Here is a 24293-nt window from a genome sequence, read left to right as displayed (position 1 = left end):
TATAAAGGTTTGTGCACAAAATGAGGTTAGACCTTTATAAAGCTAGGTGATGAAATGGAAAAGCAGCCGATGTTTAACAACTATGATGATAATATTCAATATATGAAGGAGAGGCTGGGCGTTGATAAAAGCTTTGACGTGATTCAGCTTGATCTGGAGTATGCCGGGAGAAGAATGGCCCTCTTTATGATTGACGGTTTTGTTAAAGATGAGATTCTTCATTATTTAATGAAGCTCTTATCCCAGCTTGAACCGGAACAATTAGAGCCAAATCCCTTTGAGAAGTTGTTGCGTACACACCTCCCGTACGTCGAACTTGGTCATAAAACAGATCTAAATGAAGCGACGGATTGGGTGCTTGCTGGTCCAACAGCTTTAGTTGTAGAAGGCATTGACGATAAGATTATTATGATTGATGCCAGGACATACCCTGTACGTGGTCCTCAGGAGCCTGATATTGAACGTGTGGTGAGGGGCTCAAGGGATGGGTATGTGGAAACAATTATCTTTAACACCGCTTTAACAAGAAGACGAGTGCGGGATCGTTCATTGCGTATGGAATATTTACAGATTGGACGCCGTTCAAAGACAGATGTCTGCCTGTGCTATTTAGAAGACGTTGCTGACATGGATAAAGTCCAACACTTAAAAGATACCTTGCAGATGATTGATACCGATGGATTACCAATGGCTGAGAAGACCGTTGAGGAATTCTTAAGTGGCAGACACTGGAGCCCTTACCCGACGATTCGATATACGGAGAGACCCGATACAGCAGCGGCTCACATATATGAAGGCCATATACTTATAATGATCGATGGCTCGCCAAGTGTCATGATTACACCGGCTACATTTTGGCATCACTTACAGCACGCTGAGGAGTATAGGCAAAAGCCTTCCGTTGGGGCCTATTTACGTTTTGTTCGTTTCTTCGCTGTTCTCGCATCGTTATTTGTTTTACCTTTATATTATCTATTTTCAATTGATACGACCTTATTGCCTGAACATTTAAAGTATATTGGCCCTACAGAATTAGGAGTCTTGCCACTTATTGTCCAATTTTTAATTGCGGAGATTGGGATTGATACGTTAAGGATGGCTGCTATTCATACGCCATCAGCATTGGCTACAGCCCTTGGCTTAGTAGCGGCTATTTTAATCGGGCAAGTTGCCATTCAGGTAGGATTGTTTTCAAATGAAGTTGTTCTCTACCTGGCTGCAGCCGTAATCGGTACGTATTGTACACCAAGCTATGAACTCAGTCTGGCCAATCGTTTAACGAGGCTTGGGCTCTTAGTTGTCACAGCGCTATTTGAAGTAAAAGGGTTTGTGATTGGCACGACGATTTGGATTTTGTATTTAGCAAGTTTGAATACATTTAAAACGGCTTATCTTTGGCCATTTTTACCTTTCTCGTACCGAGCGTTTCGTGATGTAATTTTACGCTCACCAATGCCGCTCAAAAATCGACGCCCTGCTTTTCTGCATCCACAGGACCCTGACCGTTAATGGTCAGGGTTTCTTTATGTTGTGGTAACTCGTAAGGATTCCTTATTTCTTTTATAGGAAGCGCTTGCTATAATAAAAGTGGTGATGAATATGAAGTCCATTTATGATATACAAAAATTATTAATGAAATATGGAACTGTAATTTATATTGGAGATCGATTAGCTGATTTGGAATTAATGGAAATGGAAATGCGAGAATTATACAAGTCGCAGTTTGTATCCGACCAGGATTTTCAAATGGCGATGCTCCTACTTCGTCAAGAAATGACTAAAGTTCGAAAAGCCAGAGGTGAAGGGTGAGGACATGGAACAACAAAACGTAATTGGAATCGATATCGGAGGCACAACTGTTAAATTGGCTTTCGTTACATATGATGGGGAAATTATTCATAAGTGGGAGATCCCGACTGTGGTAGAAGGCGGACCTGAAGGAATGGTAGAAGATATAGCCACATCCATCCGGAATGAACAGCGAAAGTTAGATTTGTCCCATGAAGATTTTAAGGGGATTGGTGCAGGTGCCCCAGGATATATTAGCTTAGAAGAAGGGATCGTTTATGAAGCCGTAAATATCGGTGGTTGGAAAGATGTACCTTTAAGTAAGCTCTTAGGGGAGGCAACGGGCTACAATGTTCGAATCGAAAACGATGCCAATCTAGCTGCGCTTGGAGAGTATTGGAAAGGTGCAGGAGACAAGGCTGAAGACTTACTTGCCTATACACTAGGTACCGGCGTTGGCGGTGGCATTATTGCAAATGGTGAACTGCTGCACGGGGCAAATGGAACGGTTGCAGAGCTTGGTCATATGACAGTGATAGCCAACGGAGGTAGACATTGTAATTGTGGGCGCACAGGTTGTCTTGAAACGGAAGCTTCTGCTACAGGCATTGCTCGTTCTGCTCTCGATGGAATTGAACAAGGTCGTAGCACATCCTTAAAAGAACAGTATGATCAATCTGGAGAAATATCAGCGAGAGATGTCTTTGAAGCTGCAGCAGACGGAGACGAGTTAGCAAAAGAAATTATTGATCATGTTACAAATGTATTAGGGCTAGCGATCTCTAATATGGCCATTGCCATTAACCCTTCTAAGATCGTAATCGGGGGAGGAGTTTCAAAAGCCGGAGACCAACTATTAGAGCCACTACGCTCGAAGTTTGATAGATTTACTTTACAGCGTACCGGAAGCGCTGTAGAATTTGTAATAGCATCTCTCGGTAACGATGCAGGTGTCATAGGTGCCGCTTACTTGGCACGCCAATAAATGAGACAAGAGAATTCCAATGAATCCTGTAACCATTTGTTACAGGATTTTACTGTGTATGAAGAGAAAATGTTAGAGAAATTGAACAAATTCTATTTGTCGTGTAGGGATGTTTTATTCATATCCGTCTATTTGTGTGAATACCTTTTAAATTGTATGTAAAAAATTAGTTAATCATATTTGAAACTTTTATGGTATCATAACCGTCATATAGACTAGTGGTTGTTTAGAATACTGTAGAAAGTGGAATTTAAATGTATTAGGTATTCATTCGAATGAAATGAGAACTCAACAATAGAATATTTAAAGAACGAGGAGGAAAGGAATATGTTGCAAAGGAAGTCACTTCCATTATATCTGGTTGCTGCTTTGCTTTTTGGTGTTAAAACATATTTTGTATATCGTTTTATTTTTGATCTCTCTATTGAGAACTTCCTACAAGAGATCATTTTAATTATTAATCCATTTGCAACAGCTGTATTATTCTTTACATTTGTTGTATTACTGAAGCCAGAAAGACAAATCAAGTATATTAAGCACTTATCACTCTTAATGACTCTTGTCCTATACTTTAATGTCCTATACTACCGGTCGTTTACAGATTTCTTAACCATACCGGTATTGTTCCAAACGAACAATGTGGGTGATTTAGGGTCTAGTATATTGGGGTTAGTTTACGCTACTGACCTATTATTATTCGTTGATGTAGCTATTGTTTACTATCTGAGTAAGCGTGTAGCGGTGGACGCGCAACCACGCTTTAAGGGAATGAAATTTAAAGCAGCTGGTATTGCGATTGTGCTCGTTATGACAAACTTTGTCCTTGCAGAAATTGAACGTCCGATGTTGTTCCAGCGCACGTTTGACCGTGAATACTTAGTGAAGAATATCGGTGTGTTTAACTATCATATTTATGATGTAGCGCTTCACTCCAAAACAAAAGCGCAGCGCGTTTTAGCAGATGGAAGTGAAATGAGTGACATTCGTGACTATGTTCAAAATGAAGTGAAAAGTAAACAAGAATCCGAGCTTGAAGGAATCGCGGAAGGGAAAAATGTCATTTATATCTCTGCCGAATCTTTACAGAGCTTTGTGATCAATAAGAAGATTAACGGAAAAGAGATCACACCATTTTTAAACGATCTCATTGATGATAGCTATTACTTTGAAAACTTCTATCACCAAACCGAACAAGGGAAGACTTCAGACTCTGAGTTTGTAGTAGAGAACTCGCTATACCCCCTTGGTCGAGGAGCCGTTTTCTTTACTCATTCGCAAAATGAGTTTAATGCTGTGCCTGAGATCGTGGGCGAAAATGGATACCATTCAGCCGTTTATCACGCAAACAACAAAAGTTTCTGGAACCGTGACGTCATGTATGATTCATTAGAATATGATCAATTCTTTGGTGAAGAAAGCTTCGATGTTACACCAGAGAATACAATTGGGTGGGGCTTAGATGATAAAGCATTCTTCGACCAGGGAGTCGATAAGCTTAAAGATTTAGAAGAGCCTTATTATGCGAAGTTCATTACACTTACGAACCATTTTCCTTTTGAACTTCCTGAGGAAGACCAGCATATTGACAAATATGATTCTAGTTCTAAAACACTCAATCAGTACTTTACTACAGTGCGTTATATGGATGAATCGATCGAGAAGTTCTTCCAAAAGCTAAAAGATGAAGGGCTTTATAAAGATAGCATCATCGTTATTTACGGGGATCACTATGGTATTAGTGAATACCACAATAATGCGATGTCTCAGTTCCTGGGGAAAGAAATTACCCCTTATGAACATACACAGCTTCAACGTGTACCATTCTTTATTCATATTCCAGGGCATGAAGGAAATAAAGTCATCTCTAAACCTAGTGGCCAGATGGATGTGAAGCCAACCATCTTAAGTATGTTAGGAATTGATACGGGCGGAGATATCGAATTTGGTACAGATCTCTTTACTGATGATGTTGATCCTTTCGTTGTATTAAGAGATGGAAGCTTTATTACAGAGGACTACTTGTATGCAAGCGGCCATTGCTATGACCGTGAATCAGGTGAAGAGCTAGAAGGGGATTCTTGTGAACCTCTACAGAAAAAGGCTCAACAAGAACTTGATTACTCAGACCAAATTGTTTATGGTGACCTATTCCGCTTTTACGATTTTCAAAACGGAACGGTAGCCGATGAAAAAGATAAAGAAGATAAAAACTAACGAATAAGGTACTTCTGCACATGCAGAAGTACCTTTTTTATAGTGAGGCTTCATTCTAATAGGGGTGGTAGAATAAAGTAAGAAGAGGTTAGGGTTCTCTAATCATGCCTTCAATCTTATTAGGATTCAGAAGATGATAGGACTTGAGTAATAAATAGGCTTAGATTCTAAAGAGGGGGAGAATGATGAGGTATCCTTATGATTCTAAGGCGTTAGAAGAAGAAATAGGTGAGGTAACTAAGTACGCCACCTTTGTCACCAAGGAAATAATCGGCTACTCGGTGCTTGGTCAACCCATTTATGAATTAACAATTGGAAAAGGGCCTGCATCTATTCATTGGAATGGATCCTTTCATGCCAATGAATGGATGACAAGTGCGGTTTTAATGGATGTAGTCAGACAATATGTGAAAGCAATTAACCATGATGGTGTCTTTGGTGAGGTGAAAGCAAGAGAGCTGTTTTCACAAACAAGGCTCTCCGTAGTTCCTATGGTGAATCCTGATGGTGTAGACCTTGTGATGCATGGCCCGCCGCATGGAAGCGACCCTAGTGAGTTCGCAAAAATGAATGGAATCAATCAAACATTTACACCCTGGAAAGGGAATATCAGAGGGGTGGATTTAAATAATCAATTTCCTGCAAGATGGGAATGGGAGAGAGCAAGAAAGCCTAAACAACCTTCTTTCAGGGATTATCCTGGAGAACAACCATTGACTGAACCTGAGGCACAGGCGATGGTTATGCTTACAAAAAAACGGGATTTCGATCGGGTGTTAGCCTTTCATTCTCAAGGAGAAGTCGTTTACTGGGGATATCAGGGTATGGAGCCTGTTCAATCCTCTAAAACGGTAGATGCCTTTTATAAAAAGAGTGGTTACTTGCCTGTTCGAACGATTGAAAGCTTTGCAGGTTATAAAGATTGGTTTATACAAGAGTATAAGAGAGAGGGATACACCGTTGAAATAGGGCGAGGCATCAATCCTCTTCCTCTTTCATCATTTCCTGTCCATTTGGAAAAAGTAAAAGAAATTTGTGCGGTAAGTCTGGCAGTGCCTCTTGAATAAGACTACCTAGACTGTTATTCATTGCTTTCCCCTTGTGGGAATGTCATACTTTTCTTGATTATGAAACAACCTCTTGAAGTACGGCGAATGCTATAACCTCATGAGGATCTTATAAACGATCGTCATGAGGTTATACTAGAGGGGAGATCCCAGTCTTCTATTACATGTTCACCAGGTGGGAGGCTTTACTTAATGGAAGGTTGTGGATTTTTAGAACGAAAAGAGTCTATGGTTTGGTGAGCGGGTCAGGAGGATGAACACTTTTGGAACAGGAACCGTTGTTTATATTTAAAAACGTAAATAAGTCCCCTTTAAAGCAGTTGGATTTTAAAGTGAAAAAAGGGGAGAATGTGATGCTTTTTGGACCTTCCGGTGCTGGAAAGAGTACGCTCCTCCACCTTTTTAACCGGTTAAGTGACCCTGAAGAAGGGTCGATACAGTATTTAGGGAAGAACCTTCAGGATTATGGAATTATTGAGCTGCGGAAACAAGTTGGGCTTGTTATGCAAGCTCCGAATCTTTTTCCGGGGACTGTTCTTGATAACTTGAAGTTTGGTCCCTCCTTACACGGAGAGTGGAAAGACTCGAATGCGAAATCGTTACTAGAAGCAGTTCAACTCCCACTAGACTATTTGAACCGGGCGATAGATCAACTATCCGGGGGAGAACAGCAGAGGGTTTCGCTTGCCCGAACACTAGCGAATAAACCATCTGTCTTGCTTCTTGACGAGCCGACTAGTGCGTTGGACCAGCACACAACGGAGGAAATAGAACAAGTGTTAGAAGGGTTAGCCGTTGAGCAAGGAGTTACGTTAATTATGGTGACCCACCATTTAGATCAGGCAAAGCGGTTGGGGAGCCGAGGGATTTTTCTTGCAGACGGAGAAATCGTAGAAGAAGGCAATATCGAAGACCTTCTATCAAATCCAAAAACAGAAGAACTAACATCGTTTATGTCTTAAAGAGGCTTAAATGGGAAGGGATCATCCATGTCACCAGAGATATCAAATCAATCACTACTTTTTTTAGTTGTATTTGTCCTTGTTCCTTTAACATTATCCTACTACTATCAATTGGGTTTGAATAAAGGGATTATTTGGTCATCCATCAGGGGGACGATTCAGTTATTTGCCATTGGTTACTTGCTGACTTTTTTATTTGACCTGCCAGCCTATATTGGAATCCCTTTTATGCTTTCGGTGATGATTACGGTTGCTAGTTTTCACGCTCGAAAGAAAGGAAAGGGGTTACCGTCTGTTCTGGGCGTTATTTTTATTGGTTTAATTGTTATTGAAGTGGGTGTGCTTGGACTGTGGCTATTATTTGATATGATTGAATTTACGCCAAATGAAGTCATTCCAATGAGTGGCATGGTCATTGGCAATAGTATGATTGCGATGGGATTAGCACTAGAGAGGTTAAAAAGTGAGTTTAAAGAAAATGAGGGGAGACTTACGGCTGCTTTATCCCTTGGGGCTGAGCCTAAAGAAGCCTCTCAGATTATTATTCAGAGGACCCTTGGAGCTTCTCTGATCCCGAATGTGGATAAGTTAAAAACGATTGGGCTTGTTCAATTACCGGGTATGATGACGGGATTAATTCTTGGCGGGGTAAGTCCAATTATGGCGATTAAGTATCAGCTAGTCATCTCACTTAGCATTTTCTCGGCTGTTTCGTTGAGTGCTATTTATATTACGCTGATGATGTATAAGTACTTCTTTACAAATAAAATGCAGCTGAAACATATGGAGATAGACCAATAAAAAAACCCTGCAAGAGGCAGGGTTTTTTTGCCGTATTAGGTCCTTTAGCTTTAATGACCTCCGCCACCGGAATTGGTGAACTGAGAAATAATCGTCATAATGGAAAAGAATCCAAACACCAAAGTAGAAATACCAGCAAAAGCTACAGCAAATAGATTGTTCGTTTTTAATTCGCGGAATACTGCAAGAGCACATAGAATTGTTACGACAAGCAACATAATAGCTAATACCATATTCCTTAACCCCCTTTGATCGAATCGATCGTCTTAGACGACGCGCTTAATTACTACTATAATAGTATGTAACGTAGCTTATCTCCTCATACATTCTAAACGACTTTAGCGTGTTTGTCGAGATGTTACATGCAGTTTATGAAAACTTTTTCAGGAGGAATGAACATGAACGTTGAACAGTTGCCACTAGGGCCTTTAGGCACAAATTGTTATATCATTGAACAAGAAAAGAAAGCGCTTATTATTGACCCTGGCAGTGAGGGAGAGAAGCTTATCCGAATGATAGAACGTAGAGAGATTTCTCCGGTTGCCATTCTATTAACGCACGCTCATTTTGATCACATCGGAGCAGTAGATGAAGTGCGTGATCATTTCAGTATTCCGGTGTATGTACATAAAGAAGAGGAAGACTGGCTAGGGAAGCCAGAATTAAATGGATCGAAATTCTTCCAGATGGGGCAGGTGACAGCGCGAGACGCGGATCATTTAATCGAACTCGGCACAATAAATATGGATGGTTTTACATTCGAAGTTCGCCATACACCAGGACACTCGCCAGGAAGCGTTTCATTTTGGTTTAAAGAACAATCCTTCGTCATCGCAGGTGACACGTTATTTCAAGGAGGAATTGGACGTACAGATCTACCTGGGGGAGATATGAAAACACTTCAAGAAAGTATAGAAGACCAACTATTATCTCTTGGTGATGACACGAAAGTCTATCCGGGGCATGGTGGTAGAACGACGGTTGGAGAAGAGAAAGTTATGAACCCATTTTTATAAGACATATAAAAAAACGGCATCGTAGCGATGCCGTTTTTTTAGTGTCCGAAACTTGGGTGTAATAAGAATGAAGAATAATAAGTGAAACCGATAAAGAAAATGGTTAAATAAGCGCCAAATATGTACATATACATGCGCTCTGAAAGTTTTAAATAACTTAATGTAACGAAAAAGACTGTTTGCACCAAGAATAGAACTGTAGCATCGTACATCTCGCCAACATAGAACATAACCGTAAAGATCCCTGTCCAGAATGCGAGAACGCGAAACATCCGGTCCATATTGTATCCCCCTCCTTTATCCCAAAGGTGACTTATCATGGTAATTATAAACGACTCTTGCTTTATTGTAAATAAATGAAATGAAACCCCTATCATAACGCTGCTTTATAAGAACAAGTAGCGCATCCTTCCATCATATTATGCACTTCTTTTAAGTGAATATTCGTAAATAAAGCTCTCATCATTCCTTCTAAAAAGAAACCATGCATCGTGCAAACGAGTTGAGGGTTTTCTTTGGCGAGATCCTTAAATGGACAATTTGATAATGAAAAAAAGATTGTCTCTTTATGTTTAACATACTCGAAATTCGGGAACATGCCTATGATAATTGCCGAATCTTGCAACCAGCTGATTTTCTCTTCAATAGATAAACGTTCAGGATTTTGGTTACCGAAACTTTGTTTAAACAACGATTTTCCGTATTTAAAACCAGTTGAATAAAGGACTCGTTCTCCTTCCATACCCAATTCCATTAAAGATTCAAGCGCAATTCTGGCCAATAGGTGGTAGTCCCGATATGGAAACTGCAAGCTAACGTCGTTTTCTGATAAATGATAGAGACGACTCGGTCTACCTCCTTTACCTGTTTTCTGAGTACTTGAAACCAAAAGTTGCACATCCTCAAGCTTTGTTAAATGCAAACGGGCCACATTTGGATGAATGCCAAATTCAGATGCAATATCAGTCACAGAAACAGCTTGGTTATGTTTCGTTATAAACTGATAAATTGAATATCGGGTAGCGTCTGCAAGAACATTTGTCACTTTTAATGTATGATCCATAGAAATCCCCTCCATTTATAAGCTATCCACTTTCATTATAGAATAAAATGGCTTTACGGCGGGGTTAAACCATCATTTGTAAATAAATGTACAAATTTTTTAAAAAAATTTAAGTTAAATAAGTGTACAATCGTTATACAACGGTTATACAATAGGTATAACAAAACTAAACAGAAAAAGAAAAAAGGGAGAGGTTATCACATGAGTGATTTGAAATTTTATACGTACCCAAGCTGTACATCTTGTCGTCGAACAAAAGCCTGGTTAAAAGATCAGGAAGTCCCTTTTAGTGAGCGCCACATATTTAGAGAAACTCCTACTTATGAAGAACTTTTACAGATTTTAAGCCTTACAACAGAAGGCATTGATGAAATTCTTGCCACAAGAGGAAAGACGTATAAATCCTTAAATGTAGACGTGGACGATTTAAGTGTTTCTGAGTTCATTTCTTTAGTCATGAAAGAACCGAAACTGTTAAGACGTCCAATTTTAACAGATGGTAAGAAATTAGTAGTTGGCTATAACGAGGATGGATTGAAGAGTATTACAAAAGTAAAGCAAATAGCGCCTTTAACGAAGATTTCATAAGAAAAAGCCACTTCATTCTCATGAAATAGCTTAGACATAGACTGGGCTAGCTGGATTCGAACCAGCGCGTAACGGTACCAAAAACCGCTGCCTTACCGCTTGGCTATAGCCCAATGGCCTTACAACCATTATGATGCCACAATAGAAGAAGATTATACATGAAACCCCTATTATTTTAATAGGGGTCTTTTTGGCTTTTCAGATAGTGCTGGGTAATGATTTTGCTATATCCTTCATCAGTTCTTATTTCATACGTAATCGATCGATCATCCTCTGAGCTAAGGTTGTACAAGACTTGTACTTCACCGTCTGTATATTTGTACAACTCCTGTGTGAATACAAGATCGCTTTTCGGTTCATGTTTTTTTACATCGTTCTGAGCACGATGAAAGAGCGTCTCAATTTTAAGCTGTTCGATATAATTGTCTGTCATATGGATTCGGTTCACAAATGACAAAAGAGACGAACTGATTAGGAGGAGGGTGAAGAGGATGATGGTTAACAAGAGGGGGAAGGTAAACCCATGTTGGTTGTTGATAGAGTCGGAATTGTTTCTCGAGCTGCTCACCTCCTAGAAGCTCAACCTGTATGGTAATGAAAGAAAAGGATGATTGAGCTTTGAAATGTTTTACTTCAAAAAGAAGTCTTTCTTGCCCAGAGTCATTCACTTGTCTAATCATGTTCGACCCGCTTTGTTTAATGGTCACTACTTTCCCGCTGTAATGAACGAACTGAACTCCATTTTCAATCACGTGGATTTTCTCTGTGTTATAAACTTCTTCTTGGATAAACAAGAAGAACTGCTGCATCTTAGTATCCTCCACAAAACTTGTTTGGTGAGTGGTAGTAAGTACTTGCATAAGCGTTGGGAGCAAGAGTGTGATGGTTAGGGAAATGAGTAAAGCAAAGAGAGCTTCAATAATCGTGAATCCTTTACTATCTTTTAGGAGGGATATAAAAGCAAAGATGGTCCTCTCCTCCTTTTGACGGAGTTTGCCAGGCTATACATCCCATTAACTCAGTTGCTTGCTCTTCTAACGTAATAGTCCCTCTTACTCCGTTTACAGTGATCTCCTTCTCCCTGAGAGCAGACGAGTCTTTAAGCCGTGTTAATTCGTTATGGAGGGAGAGGGCCATGTTTCGCTTTGTTTCTAACTCATATTGTTTAGATAATACAATTTGCAGAACAGGAAATAGCGTTAAAGTGAGGAGGAGAAGTAAACTAAGGCTGTACAAAGCATCTAATAGTAGAAATCCTTTATTGTTCTGTAACATAGAAACGTGCCTTCCCAAAAGGAAATGTAATCAAGAAGGTGCTGTGGGGAGACTTGAAAGCAAACTTCCCTGGGTGAACCGTTTGTCCGTCAAACTTAAATTCAATAGGGTCTTCTAGCGTCCACATCTTAATCGACCAACGCGAGGGAACAGACCTTGATAGGAGAACTTTTGTATACCCCTCCGTAAAAATCCGATACTCCCCTTGTGATTCAAAAAAGACAAGCTCGTACCTTTTTTGCTTCGTCATCGTTTCTTGCTGCATAAAGAGAACATCCTCGTAAAACTGCTTCAAAAAGAGGTCTTCCTGGGCCCTGACGAACAATCGGTCTGTTAATAGAATTGTGCAGCTTAACAGCACACCGAAGATACTTAGCGTGATCATCATTTCAATCAACGTAAAACCCTCATCCTTTTTATTCATTACTTCCTGGCGTAACCGTTCCGTCTGTCTCTAGGGTAAGCGTTTCTCCTCCTGGGCAAGTCGATTGCTGCAGGTACCCATCTGTGACAAGAGTTTCAAGATCTGTTGGCATGGCTTTATTTTCAATTTTATAAGCTTGGACCTGCGTTTCAGCCAGCTTCACCATAGCTTCGCATCCTTTGGCTTCAACCATGGAATTATTTGAAGCGAGGTTTGGTATGGTCACAAGCAGCAGGGTGGAGATAATCATGAGGACAATGAGCATTTCGATTAATGTAAACCCTTTTTGGTTCTTCATTAGATCCATCCTTTCCTACATCGTTTTCATCCATTCAAAAATTGGCATCATGATCGAGGAGTAAATAAACAGAATACTAATACCGAGTAAGAGGAACATAACAGGTTGTATGAACGAGAGAAACTTGCTTGCTTTTTGTTCAATCTCCTCGATGATCCATTCTGAATAAACGATCAAATCATCTGAGAGCTTTCCTTCATTCTGGCTCTGGTGAATCAGAGTAGCCAGATCTTCTTTCAAAAATGAACATGTTCGAATGCTTGATGATAAAGAGCTTCCGTTCTCTAATTCTTGATAAAGAGTGTTCGTTTCTAAATGAAGAATCGGAAAATGGGGAGAGGTGGATAAAAGAGAAAGGCTCTTTCTTACAGACACCCCTGATTGAAGAAGGCAACCGAAGTGATAGGTGAACAAAAATGTGGTTTGTAACGTAATGATGTCCCTTATGAGAGGGAGACGTTCATATAGACGGGAGAGTTGTGTTGGTCTTAGCTTGTGTTTAGCCCACATCCAGATACCGGCCGCACCTGCAGTTATAGGAAAGAGCCAAATCAAGAGGCTTGTGAAGAGGTTCAACCCTTTGATCAGTTGTGTAATCTTGGCGGATTCATAATTCATTGAAGCATAAAGTTGCAAAAAAGTAGGAAGGAGAAATTGCTTCGTAAAAACCATAAGCCCAATGAAGAGAAAAAATAATACGAGTGGATAGCGAATCAGTGTAACGAACTTCTTTTGGTAAGTTTGTTGTTTAAGGAGAAGGTTACTCCCTTTAATCAAAGCATCTTCAATTTTGTTATCCATTTTCGCGACGTGCAAAAAGGAGACGACATATTTAGAAAACCCGAGTTCTTCTAACGCGTCTTCTAAAGATACGCCTTCTAGCAGGTGGTGTTTCAACCGTTTTATAGGTGGGTGCAAGCTTGAATCAAAAGATAAGATTTCGAGAGAGTGCTGCAGAGAATATCCTCTGCTCAGTAGGTGAGATAGTCGTTGTAACAATCGAATCTGGATCTTCATCTTAATAGAGGAAGGTCGGACTCCTGACACCCATCTACGTGTATTAGGTAGTAAATCCGAGAGCATAAGCTTTCCTCCTTAAATAAGAAAAGGAATGATAAGAAACGGATTCGTGAGGGGAATGTCCATTTAAGGCAGCTTGTAACCGGGGGCCGTCAAGCATTTCAACAATGGCAGCACGACTTTGTCTGAGAGGGTTTGAGGTTGCAATAGGAAGCAACTGTTGGGAGGCGATGGCAATTAACGTTTGCTCTAAGTCCGTTCTGGAGATCCCCATTTCTAATAGACGATAAATCGTGCCATATGCATCTCTGGCATGAAGGGTCGTTAGAACAAGATGACCTGTATGAGCGGCGTGGAAGGCAAACTGAGCGGTCTTTTCATCTCGAATCTCTCCGAGCATTAAAATATCCGGGTCATGACGGAGGGCGGCTTTTAATCCGGCGTAGTAATCCATCCCTGCTTTTTCGTTGACTTGAACTTGTAAGATATCGTGGAGCTTTTGCTCAATCGGGTCTTCTAGGGTAATGGTTTGGTAGGATTGTTCTTTTAGTAACGTTTGAAGTAATGCGTAGAGGGTGGTCGTCTTCCCGCTCCCGGTTGGCCCTGTGAAAAGGATAATTCCGGTTTGCTGGCCGATCCATTTTCTGAGATGAGTCGTTTGTGATGGAAATAAGAACAGAGACTCGAGCGGCAGGTCTTCTTTTTGAGGGAGAATGCGGATGGCAAGACTTTCTGTCTCATCAAGGGGGAGAGTAGAAAGGCGTAGATCATACGAATGGGTGCCATTTACATACTGGGATTTCCCGTCTTGGGGCGTAAGGGTTTCTCCGATGTCCATACCTGATGTGAACTTAAAGTAAGAAAGTAGTGGCGCGTACTGCTGGCGTGAGAGAGAGGAGGAAAAGGTGCGATAACCATCGATTCTGAAATAAATATGAACCGAATCACCTTCCGGGCAAAAGTGAATATCAGAGGAACGCTTACTGGTCGCGCTAGATAAAATCTCTTCAGACTGCTGGGTGACAAAATTCAATCCATGAAACACCTCCTATACTGGTTTGATTAAGGTTTCGACAAGAATAGGGGGAATCCTTCTTTTTTTTGAACTTTTTTGGGGAGGGGACATATTGGCTTCTTCTAAAGAACATTTTCATTCTAAAAACCAACAGTTAATGGAAATTGAAAAATTGCGTTTAACTTTAATGAAGTTTTGGTTATAATAAGAACAGATGTTCGTATAATGGAATGTAGGAGGGATGACAAATGGAAGGATTACTTATAAAGGCGAAAGAAACCCGGAGCATTCTTGAAATGATTTATTTATCGAAAGAAGGTCAACTTTCTCAAAGGAGAATCAGAATAATGAATGTAGATGAAGAATGGATCTTGGCTTATTGCTATAACAAGAAAAAGGTGAGGAAGTTTAATCGGAGTAGCATCCTTTCCATTGGTCCTCTCCGGAAGAAGGTGGGATAAAATGGCTGACGACCGATTGCGAGATAGAGGGACTATTAAGTGGACTTCTATGATGCTTCCGGAACATGTGAAAATGCTGAAGGAAGTGTGGAAAGAGGATGAACGAGTTGAAAGAGGAATGTTGGCAGAAGACCAGGCTGCTGAAATTGACTTTAAGTTGCACCGGGCTTGGAACGATCATCTCACAGTGGAGATTAAATACCATAATGGGTTTGATTACAACCAAAAGAAAGTGAAAATCAAAAGTGTGGATCGAATCAATAAGCGTTTGAACGTTGTAGATCAATCGACAAAACATACCTATACGATTCGTTTACGTGATGTGACGGAAGTATTTATCGTTTGATTAAAAAAAGATCATCAATGTGATGATCTTTTTTTAGGCAGAGAGGATTTTTGAACACTCGAAGCTGAATCTGTCGTTACCCTTGTTTCTTGTGATAAGATAAATGAAACAAGAATAAGGAGCGGATCATATGGACCGGGAAGTATTACATGAACGAGTATATGCGTTGAAGTATGCGCTAGAACAAGGTGGCGTTGACCTTGGGGAGGCTCAACAAGAGATCTTAAAGGACCTTATGCAAGTGAAAACAGAAAAAGACGGAATGGTGGATCCAAACTCTGTGTCCCCTCGTTTAATGACGTTAATTCAGGCTACGTTAGATCAGCCGATGCACTAAAAGGAGGAACAGAGTTGGTAAACATTTACCTAATTGGCTTTATGGGAAGTGGGAAATCAAGCGTTGGGATTGTTCTATCTGAGCACCTAAAAATGCCCTTCATTGATTTAGATCAGACCATAGTAGACCGGGCCGGCAAATCGATTCCGGAGATTTTCGCTGAAGGGGGAGAATCCTCTTTCCGAGAATATGAAGCTGAGGCATTAAGAAGTGTAGAAACGGAAGGTGCGGTAATCGCAACAGGTGGTGGGATTATCGAAACGATGGAGAACCGTTCTGTTATGAAACGATCAGGTACCACAGTTTATTTACATACAGATTTCGCCTCTATTATTGAGCGTCTCAAAGAGGATCCTAATCGGCCCCTTTGGAACCAGGATCATTCTAAAAGGCAGGCTTTATATGAGAAACGTCTGCCTATCTACAAAGAATGGGCTGACGTAACCATCACGACGAATGATCGCACGATTCATGAAATCGTGCATCAAGTAGAACCTCTTATAAAATAGGACTTTTTCGGTAATACTACTGACATACACCCGATGAGAGGTGAGTGACTATGTCAGGAAATGACTATGTAAAATTTATGACGCAAGAAATTGTGAAGTACATGGATTTACCCGAAGAAGAACGAAAAAAACGAAAAGAACAAAAGAAACAGCAAGAAGCAGCCTTAAGCTCAAAATGGTTTGGGGTGCTCCCTTTTGCTCTTAAGTTTATGTTTAACAAGAAACAGCATTAATGTTCCCCATTGCATAAGAAGTCGTATGTTCCTTTAGTAGAACATACGACTTTTTTATGTTGTTTGTTATAAAAGAGGAGGTTATGGGCGTCCTTTAATCATGGAAGCAGATGTGGAGTGGGTCATGTAAAGAATCCCTGCGTTGATAACATCTACTTTAACCGTTGGCTCGTATCGTTGTTGCAGCGCATCTTGTTCCCTTGCGAGTCGTTCTCTTGTTTCTGCTTTCTTTTGAGCAGATTCCTTCTCCTCTTCTCCCTCATCTTCGTAAAGATCATTCTTATAAAAATGGTCAAGCAATTGCTGTTCCTCTTGTAATAATCGCAAAGCTTCTTCCCCAAAGGATAGGTCTTGCTTCATAACGTTCCCGTGTATATAAGCTTCGATTCGCTTTAAAGCACTTGGAAGCTTGATAATTGGTGACAATGTGAAACAGTAATCTGGAATGGTAGGGGAAAGCGTAACAGAATCTAACCGGTCCATAAACTCAGGGATTATCGTTCCGTTAATTAATTGAAGGCCTAACGAGACAATTTCCTGACGTTTTTGCGTTCCTTTGAAATGAATGGAAGCGTTCAGGATCAGCCAGGGAGTAAGGCTTGTTTGTTGTATAGTTTCCACTTGTTCATATTGCCTGGTTAGTTGCCCTTTGTTTCGTAACATTTTAAACATCTGATGAATACGAGGAGATCCGAAATGTACCCACTCTCCTTTGTCTTCCCGGCGATTAGGATTGGTGATAAACGTTACTTGCATCGGAATTCCTTTCCCGTTCACTCGTTTAACGTAATTCCAATAGAAGGGGCGATTCATGAGTACTTCATCTTGTTCTTCTGTTAACTGAACTTTCATCACACCATCATGATCCTCTATGATGGAGCATTCATTAGCAGTGAAATACCGGTGTAAGAAGTTATGAAGCGCCTGTTGTTCCATCCATTTCCACCTCCTGGTCTTGTTCCATCGCGTAGGATATCACGGATGATAAGTTGTTAAGCTTAACTTTCATTTCTCCATCAGAAGCGGAGTTTGTAAAGATAGACTGAATTTCATCTTCTAAGTTATCAAGCTCTAGCTTCTGTAAGATCGCATCGAGGTTTCCGACGACTCTCTGGAATAGATGGATCTTCTCGTAAAGAAGAGACAGAACATGTTCTTCAATGGTGTCCCGGATCGCGAAGTTATAAATGTTCACATCCTCTTTCTGGCCAAACCTGTGAATCCGTCCAATTCGCTGTTCAAGACGCATTGGATTCCAAGGTAAATCGTAGTTAATCATGTTGTTACAAAACTGCAGGTTGATCCCTTCACCACCCGCCTCTGTCGCGATTAAGACTTGGGCATGATTTTGGAAGAGTTGCTTCATCCAATCCTTCTTACTTCGCTTGAAACCACCTCTAAATGGCACGGAAGTAATGCCATGTTGCTTCAAGTACCACTGCAGGTAGTATTGCGATGCTCTGTATTCGGTGAAGATAATGAATTTCTGATCCGTCTTTGAGATTAAATCGACCACTTTTTGTGCTTTTGCGTGATGAGGCATTTTCTCAATATAGCCAATCATCTCTTGAAGTTGTTCTGCTCGTGAAGGATGAATATCCTCATTCTTCAACATGCTTTGTATAGAAAGGAAGCACGCTTCCCGACTTGAGCACAATTCTCGTAACAAAACGATATTTGAGAAAGCCATCCCGCCGCTTGTGACTTCCGACAGCTTCTCATAGGCTTTCTTTTCTTCTTCGGTGAAATCAATGTAAATCGTTTCAACTTTCCGTTTCGTCCAGTCGACACCGGTCTCATCTCGGCGGTTGCGGACCATTACTTTTTTGACGAGCTCTTTCAAGTGCTCGTCATTCGAGAGTTGGTTTCGATTTCGTCCAAAGCGTTTTGTGAAATCTTCATAGTTTCCTAAATGACCTGGTTTTAAAATGGAAACCAGGTTAAAGATGTCGACGAGATGGTTCTGAACAGGTGTGGCGGTTAACAGGAGACAATATTTTTTCTTAAGAGATCTGACGAATTCATAGTTTTTTGTTTTATGATTTTTTAACTTGTGTGCCTCATCAATAATAATGAGATCATATTCTGTTTCTAGTATTTTCTCACGATGGGGCGCTCGTTTGGCTGTATCAATGGAAGATACTACAACATCATAGTCCCAAATAGCTGATTTTCGTTGAGCGGCTGCAGGGATATAAAATTTTGAATTCATCTCTTGTACCCACTGGTTCACAAGGGATGCGGGGGCTAGAATAAGGACTTTCTTCACAAGTCCCCGAATCATGTACTCTTTTAGAATTAACCCGGCTTCAATGGTTTTACCAAGGCCTACTTCGTCTGCGAGAATCGCTCGCCCATTCATTTCTTCCACGACTTGTTCTGCACAGCTTAGCTGATGGGGGAGAAATTCGACGTGAGGCAGGTAAGTTGGTGATTGAAGGCCTTTAAATTCAGGGGTAGCGACATGTTTCGATGTTTCGTAAGCCATCTGAAACAATTCCCATGAGGCAAAAGGGCCTTCTGATTGCAAATTGGTTGCTACCATTGGATCAATTGAAGTGTCAATCTGGATCGATGGATTCATGCATAACCCTTCCTTTAAAAAGCAATAAATTTTTGTGCACAGTGTAAAAACCGTGTGATATAATGACAGTGAATTTGTAAACTAGTGTTTACTATTCCGTAACGTTTATGAATTAGTATGAACCATTTATGAAAATATTATTATGGCGAATGATTACAAGAGGAGAGACCGCGGATTTCAGGCGGCGCCGAAGGAGCAAACAGCAATGTGAATCTCTCAGGCAAAAAGACTCTTGTAGGACGCACCTCTGGAGAGTGCCTATAGAAGGCCACCCAAGAAGAAAGCAGCAAGTAAACTGCGAAACTTTCTGGTGAATGGACAGGGAATGACACGAATTGTGCCTTCTCTGTTTTTTTATGTTTAATTTTCAGAAAAATAGCGCAAGTTCGAACGATTATGTACATAGGGGGTAATGAAATGGCTGATTTAAAACGTACGCCACTCCATCCGCATTATGGGGATTGGGGAGCGAAGACCGTTGATTTTGGTGGATGGGATTTACCGGTTCAATTTTCATCGATTAAAGAAGAGCATCACGCTACGAGAAAGCATGCGGGTTTATTTGATGTCTCTCATATGGGTGAAATAGTGGTAGAAGGTAGAGAATCGGAAGCCTATTTGCAAAAGATGCTTACAAATGACGTCACGAAACTCACGCCGAACCGAGCGCAATATACATTTTTGTGTTATGAAGACGGTGGAACAGTCGACGATTTGATTGTTTATAAATTGAAAGAACAATCCTATTTACTCGTTGTGAATGCAGCCAATACAGAGAAAGACTTTAATTGGCTTCAGGAGAACTTGACAGAAGAGGCAACCCTTCATAATGTGTCTGATCAGTATGTGCAGCTTGCGATTCAAGGCCCGAAGGCTGAAGGGATTTTGCAGCGATTAACAGATCAAGACCTCTCTGAAATCAAATTCTTCCGCTTCTTACAAGATGTTTCCTTTCATGGAGTAGAACACGATGCGATCGTGTCAAGAACAGGTTATACAGGGGAAGATGGATTTGAAATTTATATCCATCCAGATTCAGGTGGGGCCCTTTGGAGAGCGATTCTTGAAGAAGGGAAAGAGGATGGTTTACTACCGGTTGGTCTAGGCGCCAGAGATACGCTTCGCTTTGAAGCGAAGCTTCCTTTATACGGACAGGAATTAAGCGCGGATATTACGCCAATTGAAGCGGGACTTGGATTTGCTGTTAAAGTCGATAAAGACGGTGACTTTATCGGGAAAGCGACCCTGAAAAAACAAAAAGAAGAGGGTACAGACCGGAAACTAATTGGCTTAGAGATGATCGACAAAGGCATCCCTCGTCATGGGTATAAAGTGTTTGACGGGGGCGAGGAAGTTGGATTTGTTACAACCGGTACTCAATCTCCAACACTTGAGAAGAATATTGGCCTTGCGGTCGTTCCATTAAACTATACAGAGCCTGGCACTGAACTACTTGTTCAGGTGCGTAAACGATTCTTAAAGGCAAAGGTTATTCCAACGCCATTTTATAAAAGGTAAGCATAAGGGAGAGGGAGGTTTTACGATGACATTTCGGTATTTACCAATGACAGATCAAGATAAGCGTTCCATGTTAGAGGCCATTGGCGTTGAGTCAACAGATGCATTATTTAATGATATTCCTGAAAAAGTGCGATTTGAAGGAGACTTAAACATTAAGCCAGCTGCAAGTGAGCCTGCGTTAATAAAAGAGCTTTCCAAACTAGCAGGGGAAAATGTGAATACGAAAGAGTACACGTCGTTCTTAGGTGCAGGTGTCTATGATCATTACATTCCTTCTATTGTAGATCATGTACTTTCTCGCTCAGAGTTCTATACAGCTTATACCCCGTATCAGCCGGAAATCTCCCAGGGAGAACTGCAAGCCATTTTCGAATTTCAGACGATGATCTCTGAATTAACGGGAATGGAAGTATCTAACTCGTCCATGTATGATGGGGGTACGGCGCTTGCGGAAGCGGTCACCCTAAGTGCAGGGCAGACAAGAAAGAAGAAAGTGCTCGTATCTAAAGCGGTACACCCTCATTCTTTAGAGGTCATTCATTCCTACGCTACGGGACAAAACATTGAAGTGGTCGAGATTGAAACAAGAGACGGTCTGACAAACCTAGCGATGTTAAGGGATGAACTAGATGAAGAAACAGCTGGGGTAGTCATCCAGTATCCAAATTTCTTTGGTCAAATTGAGCCTCTTGAAGACGTTCAGGAGATTTTAAAGGATTCAAAGGCTATGTTCGTAGTCTCGAGTAATCCTCTTGCTCTTGGGTATCTGACACCTCCAGGGGAATTTGGTGCGGATATTGTTGTAGGGGATACGCAAGTGTTTGGAATCCCTGCCCAGTTCGGCGGGCCTCACTGTGGTTATTTCGCTACGACGAAGAAGTTAATGCGGAAAGTTCCAGGTCGCCTCGTGGGCCAAACGAAAGATGAAGAGGGGCGAAGAGGGTTTGTATTAACATTGCAAGCTCGTGAACAACATATCAGAAGAGATAAAGCAACATCGAATATTTGTTCCAATCAAGCTCTTAATGCATTAGGTACATCTGTTGCTCTTAGTGCCCTCGGTAAAAAAGGCACGAAGGAAATGGCCTACCAAAATATGCAGAAGGCTCGCTATGCAAAGAAAGCGTTCGAGGAGGCCGGATTCCAGGTCTTGTATTCCAATGCTTTCTTTAATGAATTTGTACTCCAAGTTCAAGGGTCCGTAACTACATTAAATGAAAAGCTGCAGGATAAGGGAATGATTGGTGGTCTTGATCTTGAAAGGATCTTCCCGGAATTAGGAGGCCACATGCTAGTGGCGGTGACTGAAATGCGCACAAAGGATGAGATTGATCGATTTGTGCAGGAATTGGGGGATGTATATGCGTAACGAAGATTTTCCGCTTATCTTTGAACACAGCCAAGAAGGACGTGTAGGGTATAGTTTACCGGAGTTAGATGTACCAGAGGTGGACCTTGGGGTTGATGTTCCGTACGTACGCGACGCTCAGCCTGATCTCCCGGAAGTAAGTGAGTTGCAGATTATGCGTCACTACACTGCTCTCTCCAAGCGAAACCACGGAGTAGACTCCGGATTTTATCCATTAGGGTCTTGTACGATGAAGTACAATCCTAAAATGAATGAAGACGTTGCGCGGATGCCAGGCTTTAGCCACATTCATCCTCTGCAGGCGCCAGAATCGGTCCAAGGTGCACTCGGCTTAATGTACGACCTTCAGACTTCTCTTGAGGCGATTACCGGTATGGATCAAGTGACACTTCAACCTGCCGCAGGAGCTCACGGGGAGTGGACGGGACTCATGATGATTCGTGCTTATCATGAGGCAAATGGGGACTACAACCGTACGAAGGTAATCGTTCCTGACTCAGCCCACGGAACCAACCCTGCGTCCGCAACGGTAGCTGGCTTTGAAGCAATCACGGTAAAATCCAACGAACGAGGCCTGGTGGATTTAGAGGATCTAAAACGCGTCGTTGATGAAAACACGGCGGCCCTTATGCTTACAAACCCGAATACGCTTGGTCTGTTTGAAGAAGAGATCATAGAGATGGCTGAGATCATTCACGAAGCCGGCGGCAAATTGTATTATGACGGAGCAAACTTAAATGCCATACTCGGATATGCTCGCCCTGGAGACATGGGATTTGACGTTGTTCACTTGAACTTACACAAAACATTTACTGGTCCTCACGGTGGAGGCGGCCCTGGTTCAGGTCCGGTAGGTGTAAAAAGCGATCTTGCGCCTTACTTACCGAAACCGATTGTTACAAAAGTACAGGAGCGTTATGTATTTGATGATAACCGTCCCGATTCAATTGGACGCGTGAAACCTTACTTCGGGAACTTTGGGATCAATGTGCGTGCTTACACCTACATCCGTACAATGGGAGCCAAAGGTCTGAAACAAGTAAGTGAATATGCGGTGTTAAATGCAAACTATATGATGAGAGAACTTGAGAAAGACTTTGACCTGCCGTTCTCTCAGCATTGTAAACATGAATTCGTACTATCAGGGAAACGTCAGAAAAAGCTCGGTGTAAGAACACTTGATATGGCCAAACGACTTCTTGACTTTGGCTACCACCCACCTACCATCTACTTCCCGCTAAATGTAGAAGAAGCAATGATGGTTGAGCCAACTGAGACAGAATCTAAGGAAACGCTCGATGAATTTATCGAAGCCATGAGACAAATTCATAAAGAAGCAGAAGACAATCCTGAAATTGTCCAAGAAGCACCACATACCACAATTGTAGGACGAATGGATGAAACAACGGCTGCTCGTAAACCTGTTCTGCGTTATATGAAGTAACGGGACAAAGAAAAGACTCCTCAAGTTTGAGGAGTCTTTTTTATATACGTCCAGTCCAAACGGTGCTAGCCGGGCGCTTTAGATTTTTACTTAACTAGATTTGACCTTACCGTCCCATTTCTTAAAGCCGCCTTCTAGCTGGTTAAGATCACTATAGCCCTTCTTATGAAGAAGAGAAGCGGCACGTGCGGCACGTGAGCCGTTCTGGCAGTATAAATAAACGGGTTTGTCAGGGCGAACTTCTTGTAAACGTTGCTTCAATTGAGTTACGGGTATATTGCGAGCCCCTAAAATGTGGCCTGATTTAAATTCGTTTGGTTCACGTACATCAATAAGTTGTGCCTTACGGTATCCTTGTCTGAATTCTTCAGCGGATAGTGTTTTCAAATAACGACGCTGGGCCATATATTTAATGACGCCATAGCCGATAATGACAACAAGTAAGCCTAATAGTATCCATAATCCGGTCATTAATCTTCCCCCTATAGTTCTATCTTCTTTCTCTATTATAGAGCGCTTTTAAATAAGATTCAAAGTTTTTTTCGACAAGGGGAATTCCCTTGAGCAAAATTTCTACACTGACAGTATAACGTGGATGTCAAGTCTTTGGCTAGGCAGCGCCAACCAGGAAGAGTGGAGTTTTAAGAGTTCTTTCAACATTCACGGTTTTATATCATACGCTTTTATTTTTTGTGAAAAATAGAGGGGATCGAGGAGGAAAGGTGGGTGGAGATTGTAGCAATTTTTGTAGAATCTTCAGAATGAAAAGAGGAATAAAAAGTTTTGGAAGTTTATTCCTTGGTATAGAGGGGAGTAAAGAAGGTGGGGAGAGCAATCTTCAAAAAAATACGTTGTATCCAGAAATTCATCTTTTATCTTGGTCATTCTTTTATTTGCTTCAGATTTTAGCGAATTTTGCGATTGACAAAGTTTTAATAGAATGATCAAAACACAATATATGGGTGTTTCAGTT

31 protein-coding genes, 1 tRNA gene and 2 riboswitches are annotated in these 24293 nt (G+C 41.2%); of the genes, 18 read left to right on the top strand and 14 right to left on the bottom strand.

Annotated features, from left to right (window positions below; genetic code table 11):
- Window positions 1–54: 54 nt before the first annotated feature.
- The 7 genes from QNI29_RS14435 (at window position 55) to QNI29_RS14405 (ending at window position 7817) form a co-directional block, all read left to right on the top strand.
- Window positions 55–1509, top strand: a complete 1455-nt coding sequence (locus QNI29_RS14435; protein ID WP_231417199.1) for a spore germination protein — start codon at window positions 55–57, stop codon at window positions 1507–1509.
- Window positions 1510–1599: 90 nt separating this feature from the next.
- Complete coding sequence (locus tag QNI29_RS14430) at window positions 1600–1809, top strand: YqgQ family protein (RefSeq protein ID WP_231417198.1); 210 nt, start codon at window positions 1600–1602, stop codon at window positions 1807–1809.
- A 4-nt stretch (window positions 1810–1813) separates the two neighbouring features.
- Complete coding sequence (locus tag QNI29_RS14425) at window positions 1814–2773, top strand: ROK family glucokinase (RefSeq protein ID WP_231417197.1); 960 nt, start codon at window positions 1814–1816, stop codon at window positions 2771–2773.
- 327 nt (window positions 2774–3100) lie between these two features.
- Window positions 3101–4987 (top strand): LTA synthase family protein, encoded by a 1887-nt coding sequence (locus QNI29_RS14420; protein ID WP_231417196.1) that lies wholly within the window; start codon window positions 3101–3103, stop codon window positions 4985–4987.
- Window positions 4988–5169: 182 nt separating this feature from the next.
- On the top strand, window positions 5170–6054 hold the full coding sequence (locus tag QNI29_RS14415; RefSeq protein ID WP_231417195.1) for a M14 family metallopeptidase: 885 nt from the start codon (window positions 5170–5172) through the stop codon (window positions 6052–6054).
- Between the two features lie 263 nt (window positions 6055–6317).
- Window positions 6318–7016 carry an ABC transporter ATP-binding protein gene (locus QNI29_RS14410; RefSeq protein ID WP_231417194.1) on the top strand — a complete coding sequence of 233 codons (699 nt, stop codon included), beginning with the start codon at window positions 6318–6320 and terminating at the stop codon, window positions 7014–7016.
- Between the two features lie 27 nt (window positions 7017–7043).
- Entirely contained in the window at window positions 7044–7817 is a 774-nt protein-coding gene (locus QNI29_RS14405) for an ABC transporter permease (RefSeq protein ID WP_231417193.1), read from the top strand.
- A gap of 50 nt (window positions 7818–7867) precedes the next feature.
- Here the strand turns inward: QNI29_RS14405 and QNI29_RS14400 are convergent, their stop codons facing one another.
- A complete protein-coding gene (locus QNI29_RS14400; protein WP_231417192.1) occupies window positions 7868–8050 on the bottom strand; it encodes a DUF2759 domain-containing protein in 183 nt (60 codons plus the stop codon).
- A 165-nt stretch (window positions 8051–8215) separates the two neighbouring features.
- Between QNI29_RS14400 and QNI29_RS14395 the strand changes: the two genes are divergently transcribed.
- On the top strand, window positions 8216–8833 hold the full coding sequence (locus QNI29_RS14395) for an MBL fold metallo-hydrolase (protein ID WP_231417191.1): 618 nt from the start codon (window positions 8216–8218) through the stop codon (window positions 8831–8833).
- Window positions 8834–8871: 38 nt separating this feature from the next.
- On the opposite strand, the gene QNI29_RS14390 is transcribed toward QNI29_RS14395, so the two are convergent.
- Both QNI29_RS14390 and QNI29_RS14385 read right to left on the bottom strand, forming a co-directional pair.
- On the bottom strand, window positions 8872–9114 hold the full coding sequence (locus QNI29_RS14390) for a DUF2626 domain-containing protein (protein WP_231417190.1): 243 nt from the start codon (window positions 9112–9114) through the stop codon (window positions 8872–8874).
- Between the two features lie 92 nt (window positions 9115–9206).
- A complete protein-coding gene (locus QNI29_RS14385; protein WP_231417189.1) occupies window positions 9207–9896 on the bottom strand; it encodes a helix-turn-helix transcriptional regulator in 690 nt (229 codons plus the stop codon).
- Window positions 9897–10097: 201 nt separating this feature from the next.
- Between QNI29_RS14385 and QNI29_RS14380 the strand changes: the two genes are divergently transcribed.
- Entirely contained in the window at window positions 10098–10484 is a 387-nt protein-coding gene (locus tag QNI29_RS14380) for a Spx/MgsR family RNA polymerase-binding regulatory protein (RefSeq protein WP_231417188.1), read from the top strand.
- A 41-nt stretch (window positions 10485–10525) separates the two neighbouring features.
- Here QNI29_RS14380 and QNI29_RS14375 read toward each other — a convergent pair.
- From QNI29_RS14375 to comGA, 8 genes are all read right to left on the bottom strand, one after another.
- Window positions 10526–10597, bottom strand: a tRNA-Gln gene (locus QNI29_RS14375).
- 62 nt (window positions 10598–10659) lie between these two features.
- Entirely contained in the window at window positions 10660–10809 is a 150-nt protein-coding gene (locus QNI29_RS14370) for a hypothetical protein (protein ID WP_284526509.1), read from the bottom strand.
- Between the two features lie 79 nt (window positions 10810–10888).
- Window positions 10889–11308 (bottom strand): competence type IV pilus minor pilin ComGF, encoded by a 420-nt coding sequence (locus tag QNI29_RS14365; protein WP_284526507.1) that lies wholly within the window; start codon window positions 11306–11308, stop codon window positions 10889–10891.
- A 112-nt stretch (window positions 11309–11420) separates the two neighbouring features.
- The gene (locus tag QNI29_RS14360; RefSeq protein ID WP_231417185.1) at window positions 11421–11759 is read right to left on the bottom strand and encodes a hypothetical protein; all 339 of its coding nucleotides are present in this window, start codon (window positions 11757–11759) and stop codon (window positions 11421–11423) included.
- Entirely contained in the window at window positions 11743–12183 is a 441-nt protein-coding gene (comGD, locus tag QNI29_RS14355) for a competence type IV pilus minor pilin ComGD (RefSeq protein WP_255687788.1), read from the bottom strand. Before comGD ends, QNI29_RS14360 begins: the two co-directional genes overlap by 17 nt.
- Entirely contained in the window at window positions 12176–12481 is a 306-nt protein-coding gene (gene comGC / locus QNI29_RS14350; protein WP_231417183.1) for a competence type IV pilus major pilin ComGC, read from the bottom strand. Before comGC ends, comGD begins: the two co-directional genes overlap by 8 nt.
- 15 nt (window positions 12482–12496) lie before the next feature.
- Window positions 12497–13564, bottom strand: a complete 1068-nt coding sequence (comGB, locus tag QNI29_RS14345; protein ID WP_231417182.1) for a competence type IV pilus assembly protein ComGB — start codon at window positions 13562–13564, stop codon at window positions 12497–12499.
- Window positions 13542–14534, bottom strand: coding sequence for a competence type IV pilus ATPase ComGA (comGA, locus tag QNI29_RS14340; protein WP_231417181.1), 993 nt, complete (start codon window positions 14532–14534; stop codon window positions 13542–13544). Before comGA ends, comGB begins: the two co-directional genes overlap by 23 nt.
- Window positions 14535–14764: 230 nt before the next feature.
- On the opposite strand from comGA, the gene QNI29_RS14335 reads away from it, so the two are divergent.
- The 5 genes from QNI29_RS14335 (at window position 14765) to QNI29_RS14315 (ending at window position 16402) form a co-directional block, all read left to right on the top strand.
- The gene (locus QNI29_RS14335; protein WP_231417180.1) at window positions 14765–14977 is read left to right on the top strand and encodes a hypothetical protein; all 213 of its coding nucleotides are present in this window, start codon (window positions 14765–14767) and stop codon (window positions 14975–14977) included.
- A 1-nt stretch (window position 14978) separates the two neighbouring features.
- A complete protein-coding gene (locus tag QNI29_RS14330) occupies window positions 14979–15323 on the top strand; it encodes a YolD-like family protein (protein WP_231417179.1) in 345 nt (114 codons plus the stop codon).
- Window positions 15324–15453: 130 nt separating this feature from the next.
- Window positions 15454–15660 carry a hypothetical protein gene (locus QNI29_RS14325; RefSeq protein ID WP_231417178.1) on the top strand — a complete coding sequence of 69 codons (207 nt, stop codon included), beginning with the start codon at window positions 15454–15456 and terminating at the stop codon, window positions 15658–15660.
- Window positions 15661–15674: 14 nt separating this feature from the next.
- Window positions 15675–16169 carry a shikimate kinase gene (locus QNI29_RS14320; protein WP_231417177.1) on the top strand — a complete coding sequence of 165 codons (495 nt, stop codon included), beginning with the start codon at window positions 15675–15677 and terminating at the stop codon, window positions 16167–16169.
- Between the two features lie 50 nt (window positions 16170–16219).
- Complete coding sequence (locus QNI29_RS14315) at window positions 16220–16402, top strand: YqzE family protein (RefSeq protein ID WP_231417176.1); 183 nt, start codon at window positions 16220–16222, stop codon at window positions 16400–16402.
- Window positions 16403–16483: 81 nt separating this feature from the next.
- Here QNI29_RS14315 and QNI29_RS14310 read toward each other — a convergent pair whose 3' ends face one another.
- Together QNI29_RS14310 and QNI29_RS14305 are read right to left on the bottom strand one after the other, a co-directional pair.
- A complete protein-coding gene (locus tag QNI29_RS14310; protein WP_231417175.1) occupies window positions 16484–17338 on the bottom strand; it encodes a YqhG family protein in 855 nt (284 codons plus the stop codon).
- A complete protein-coding gene (locus QNI29_RS14305) occupies window positions 17316–18986 on the bottom strand; it encodes a DEAD/DEAH box helicase (protein WP_231417174.1) in 1671 nt (556 codons plus the stop codon). The genes QNI29_RS14310 and QNI29_RS14305 overlap by 23 nt, the downstream gene beginning before the upstream one ends.
- A gap of 149 nt (window positions 18987–19135) precedes the next feature.
- Window positions 19136–19228: riboswitch (glycine riboswitch) on the top strand.
- A 3-nt stretch (window positions 19229–19231) separates the two neighbouring features.
- Window positions 19232–19310: riboswitch (glycine riboswitch) on the top strand.
- A gap of 93 nt (window positions 19311–19403) precedes the next feature.
- Between QNI29_RS14305 and gcvT the strand changes: the two genes are divergently transcribed.
- From gcvT to gcvPB, 3 genes are read left to right on the top strand one after another with little or no spacing between them, the layout of a single operon-like run.
- Complete coding sequence (gene gcvT / locus QNI29_RS14300; protein ID WP_231417173.1) at window positions 19404–20504, top strand: glycine cleavage system aminomethyltransferase GcvT; 1101 nt, start codon at window positions 19404–19406, stop codon at window positions 20502–20504.
- Between the two features lie 25 nt (window positions 20505–20529).
- Window positions 20530–21876: an aminomethyl-transferring glycine dehydrogenase subunit GcvPA gene (gcvPA, locus tag QNI29_RS14295; RefSeq protein WP_231417172.1), complete on the top strand. Its 1347-nt coding sequence runs from the start codon at window positions 20530–20532 to the stop codon at window positions 21874–21876.
- A complete protein-coding gene (gene gcvPB / locus QNI29_RS14290) occupies window positions 21869–23320 on the top strand; it encodes an aminomethyl-transferring glycine dehydrogenase subunit GcvPB (protein ID WP_231417171.1) in 1452 nt (483 codons plus the stop codon). Before gcvPA ends, gcvPB begins: the two co-directional genes overlap by 8 nt.
- Window positions 23321–23410: 90 nt before the next feature.
- Here the strand turns inward: gcvPB and QNI29_RS14285 are convergent, their stop codons facing one another.
- Window positions 23411–23791 (bottom strand): rhodanese-like domain-containing protein, encoded by a 381-nt coding sequence (locus QNI29_RS14285; protein WP_231417170.1) that lies wholly within the window; start codon window positions 23789–23791, stop codon window positions 23411–23413.
- 290 nt (window positions 23792–24081) lie between these two features.
- Between QNI29_RS14285 and QNI29_RS14280 the strand changes: the two genes are divergently transcribed.
- Window positions 24082–24264: a hypothetical protein gene (locus tag QNI29_RS14280; RefSeq protein ID WP_231417169.1), complete on the top strand. Its 183-nt coding sequence runs from the start codon at window positions 24082–24084 to the stop codon at window positions 24262–24264.
- The last annotated feature ends 29 nt before the right edge of the window (window positions 24265–24293 follow it).

It is taken from the genome of Pontibacillus chungwhensis (genome assembly GCF_030166655.1).
Classification (GTDB): domain Bacteria; phylum Bacillota; class Bacilli; order Bacillales; family BH030062; genus Pontibacillus.
Note: the sequence above shows the minus strand (reverse complement) of the source record. Positions and strands in the feature narration are given on the sequence as shown.

Bases quoted from the DNA above. Each gene is read 5' to 3' on its own strand.
- QNI29_RS14435 (WP_231417199.1), top strand. From the start codon at position 55: ATGGAAAAGCAGCCGATGTTTAACAACTATGATGATAATATTCAATAT.
- QNI29_RS14430 (WP_231417198.1), top strand. From the start codon at position 1,600: ATGAAGTCCATTTATGATATACAAAAATTATTAATGAAATATGGAACT.
- QNI29_RS14425 (WP_231417197.1), top strand. From the start codon at position 1,814: ATGGAACAACAAAACGTAATTGGAATCGATATCGGAGGCACAACTGTT.
- QNI29_RS14420 (WP_231417196.1), top strand. From the start codon at position 3,101: ATGTTGCAAAGGAAGTCACTTCCATTATATCTGGTTGCTGCTTTGCTT.
- QNI29_RS14415 (WP_231417195.1), top strand. From the start codon at position 5,170: ATGATGAGGTATCCTTATGATTCTAAGGCGTTAGAAGAAGAAATAGGT.
- QNI29_RS14405 (WP_231417193.1), top strand. From the start codon at position 7,044: ATGTCACCAGAGATATCAAATCAATCACTACTTTTTTTAGTTGTATTT.
- QNI29_RS14400 (WP_231417192.1), bottom strand. From the start codon at position 8,050: ATGGTATTAGCTATTATGTTGCTTGTCGTAACAATTCTATGTGCTCTT.
- QNI29_RS14395 (WP_231417191.1), top strand. From the start codon at position 8,216: ATGAACGTTGAACAGTTGCCACTAGGGCCTTTAGGCACAAATTGTTAT.
- QNI29_RS14390 (WP_231417190.1), bottom strand. From the start codon at position 9,114: ATGGACCGGATGTTTCGCGTTCTCGCATTCTGGACAGGGATCTTTACG.
- QNI29_RS14385 (WP_231417189.1), bottom strand. From the start codon at position 9,896: ATGGATCATACATTAAAAGTGACAAATGTTCTTGCAGACGCTACCCGA.
- QNI29_RS14380 (WP_231417188.1), top strand. From the start codon at position 10,098: ATGAGTGATTTGAAATTTTATACGTACCCAAGCTGTACATCTTGTCGT.
- QNI29_RS14360 (WP_231417185.1), bottom strand. From the start codon at position 11,759: ATGTTACAGAACAATAAAGGATTTCTACTATTAGATGCTTTGTACAGC.
- comGD (WP_255687788.1), bottom strand. From the start codon at position 12,183: ATGAATAAAAAGGATGAGGGTTTTACGTTGATTGAAATGATGATCACG.
- comGC (WP_231417183.1), bottom strand. From the start codon at position 12,481: ATGAAGAACCAAAAAGGGTTTACATTAATCGAAATGCTCATTGTCCTC.
- comGB (WP_231417182.1), bottom strand. From the start codon at position 13,564: ATGCTCTCGGATTTACTACCTAATACACGTAGATGGGTGTCAGGAGTC.
- QNI29_RS14335 (WP_231417180.1), top strand. From the start codon at position 14,765: ATGGAAGGATTACTTATAAAGGCGAAAGAAACCCGGAGCATTCTTGAA.
- QNI29_RS14330 (WP_231417179.1), top strand. From the start codon at position 14,979: ATGGCTGACGACCGATTGCGAGATAGAGGGACTATTAAGTGGACTTCT.
- QNI29_RS14325 (WP_231417178.1), top strand. From the start codon at position 15,454: ATGGACCGGGAAGTATTACATGAACGAGTATATGCGTTGAAGTATGCG.
- QNI29_RS14315 (WP_231417176.1), top strand. From the start codon at position 16,220: ATGTCAGGAAATGACTATGTAAAATTTATGACGCAAGAAATTGTGAAG.
- QNI29_RS14310 (WP_231417175.1), bottom strand. From the start codon at position 17,338: ATGGAACAACAGGCGCTTCATAACTTCTTACACCGGTATTTCACTGCT.
- QNI29_RS14305 (WP_231417174.1), bottom strand. From the start codon at position 18,986: ATGAATCCATCGATCCAGATTGACACTTCAATTGATCCAATGGTAGCA.
- gcvT (WP_231417173.1), top strand. From the start codon at position 19,404: ATGGCTGATTTAAAACGTACGCCACTCCATCCGCATTATGGGGATTGG.
- gcvPA (WP_231417172.1), top strand. From the start codon at position 20,530: ATGACATTTCGGTATTTACCAATGACAGATCAAGATAAGCGTTCCATG.
- gcvPB (WP_231417171.1), top strand. From the start codon at position 21,869: ATGCGTAACGAAGATTTTCCGCTTATCTTTGAACACAGCCAAGAAGGA.
- QNI29_RS14285 (WP_231417170.1), bottom strand. From the start codon at position 23,791: ATGACCGGATTATGGATACTATTAGGCTTACTTGTTGTCATTATCGGC.
- QNI29_RS14280 (WP_231417169.1), top strand. From the start codon at position 24,082: ATGAAAAGAGGAATAAAAAGTTTTGGAAGTTTATTCCTTGGTATAGAG.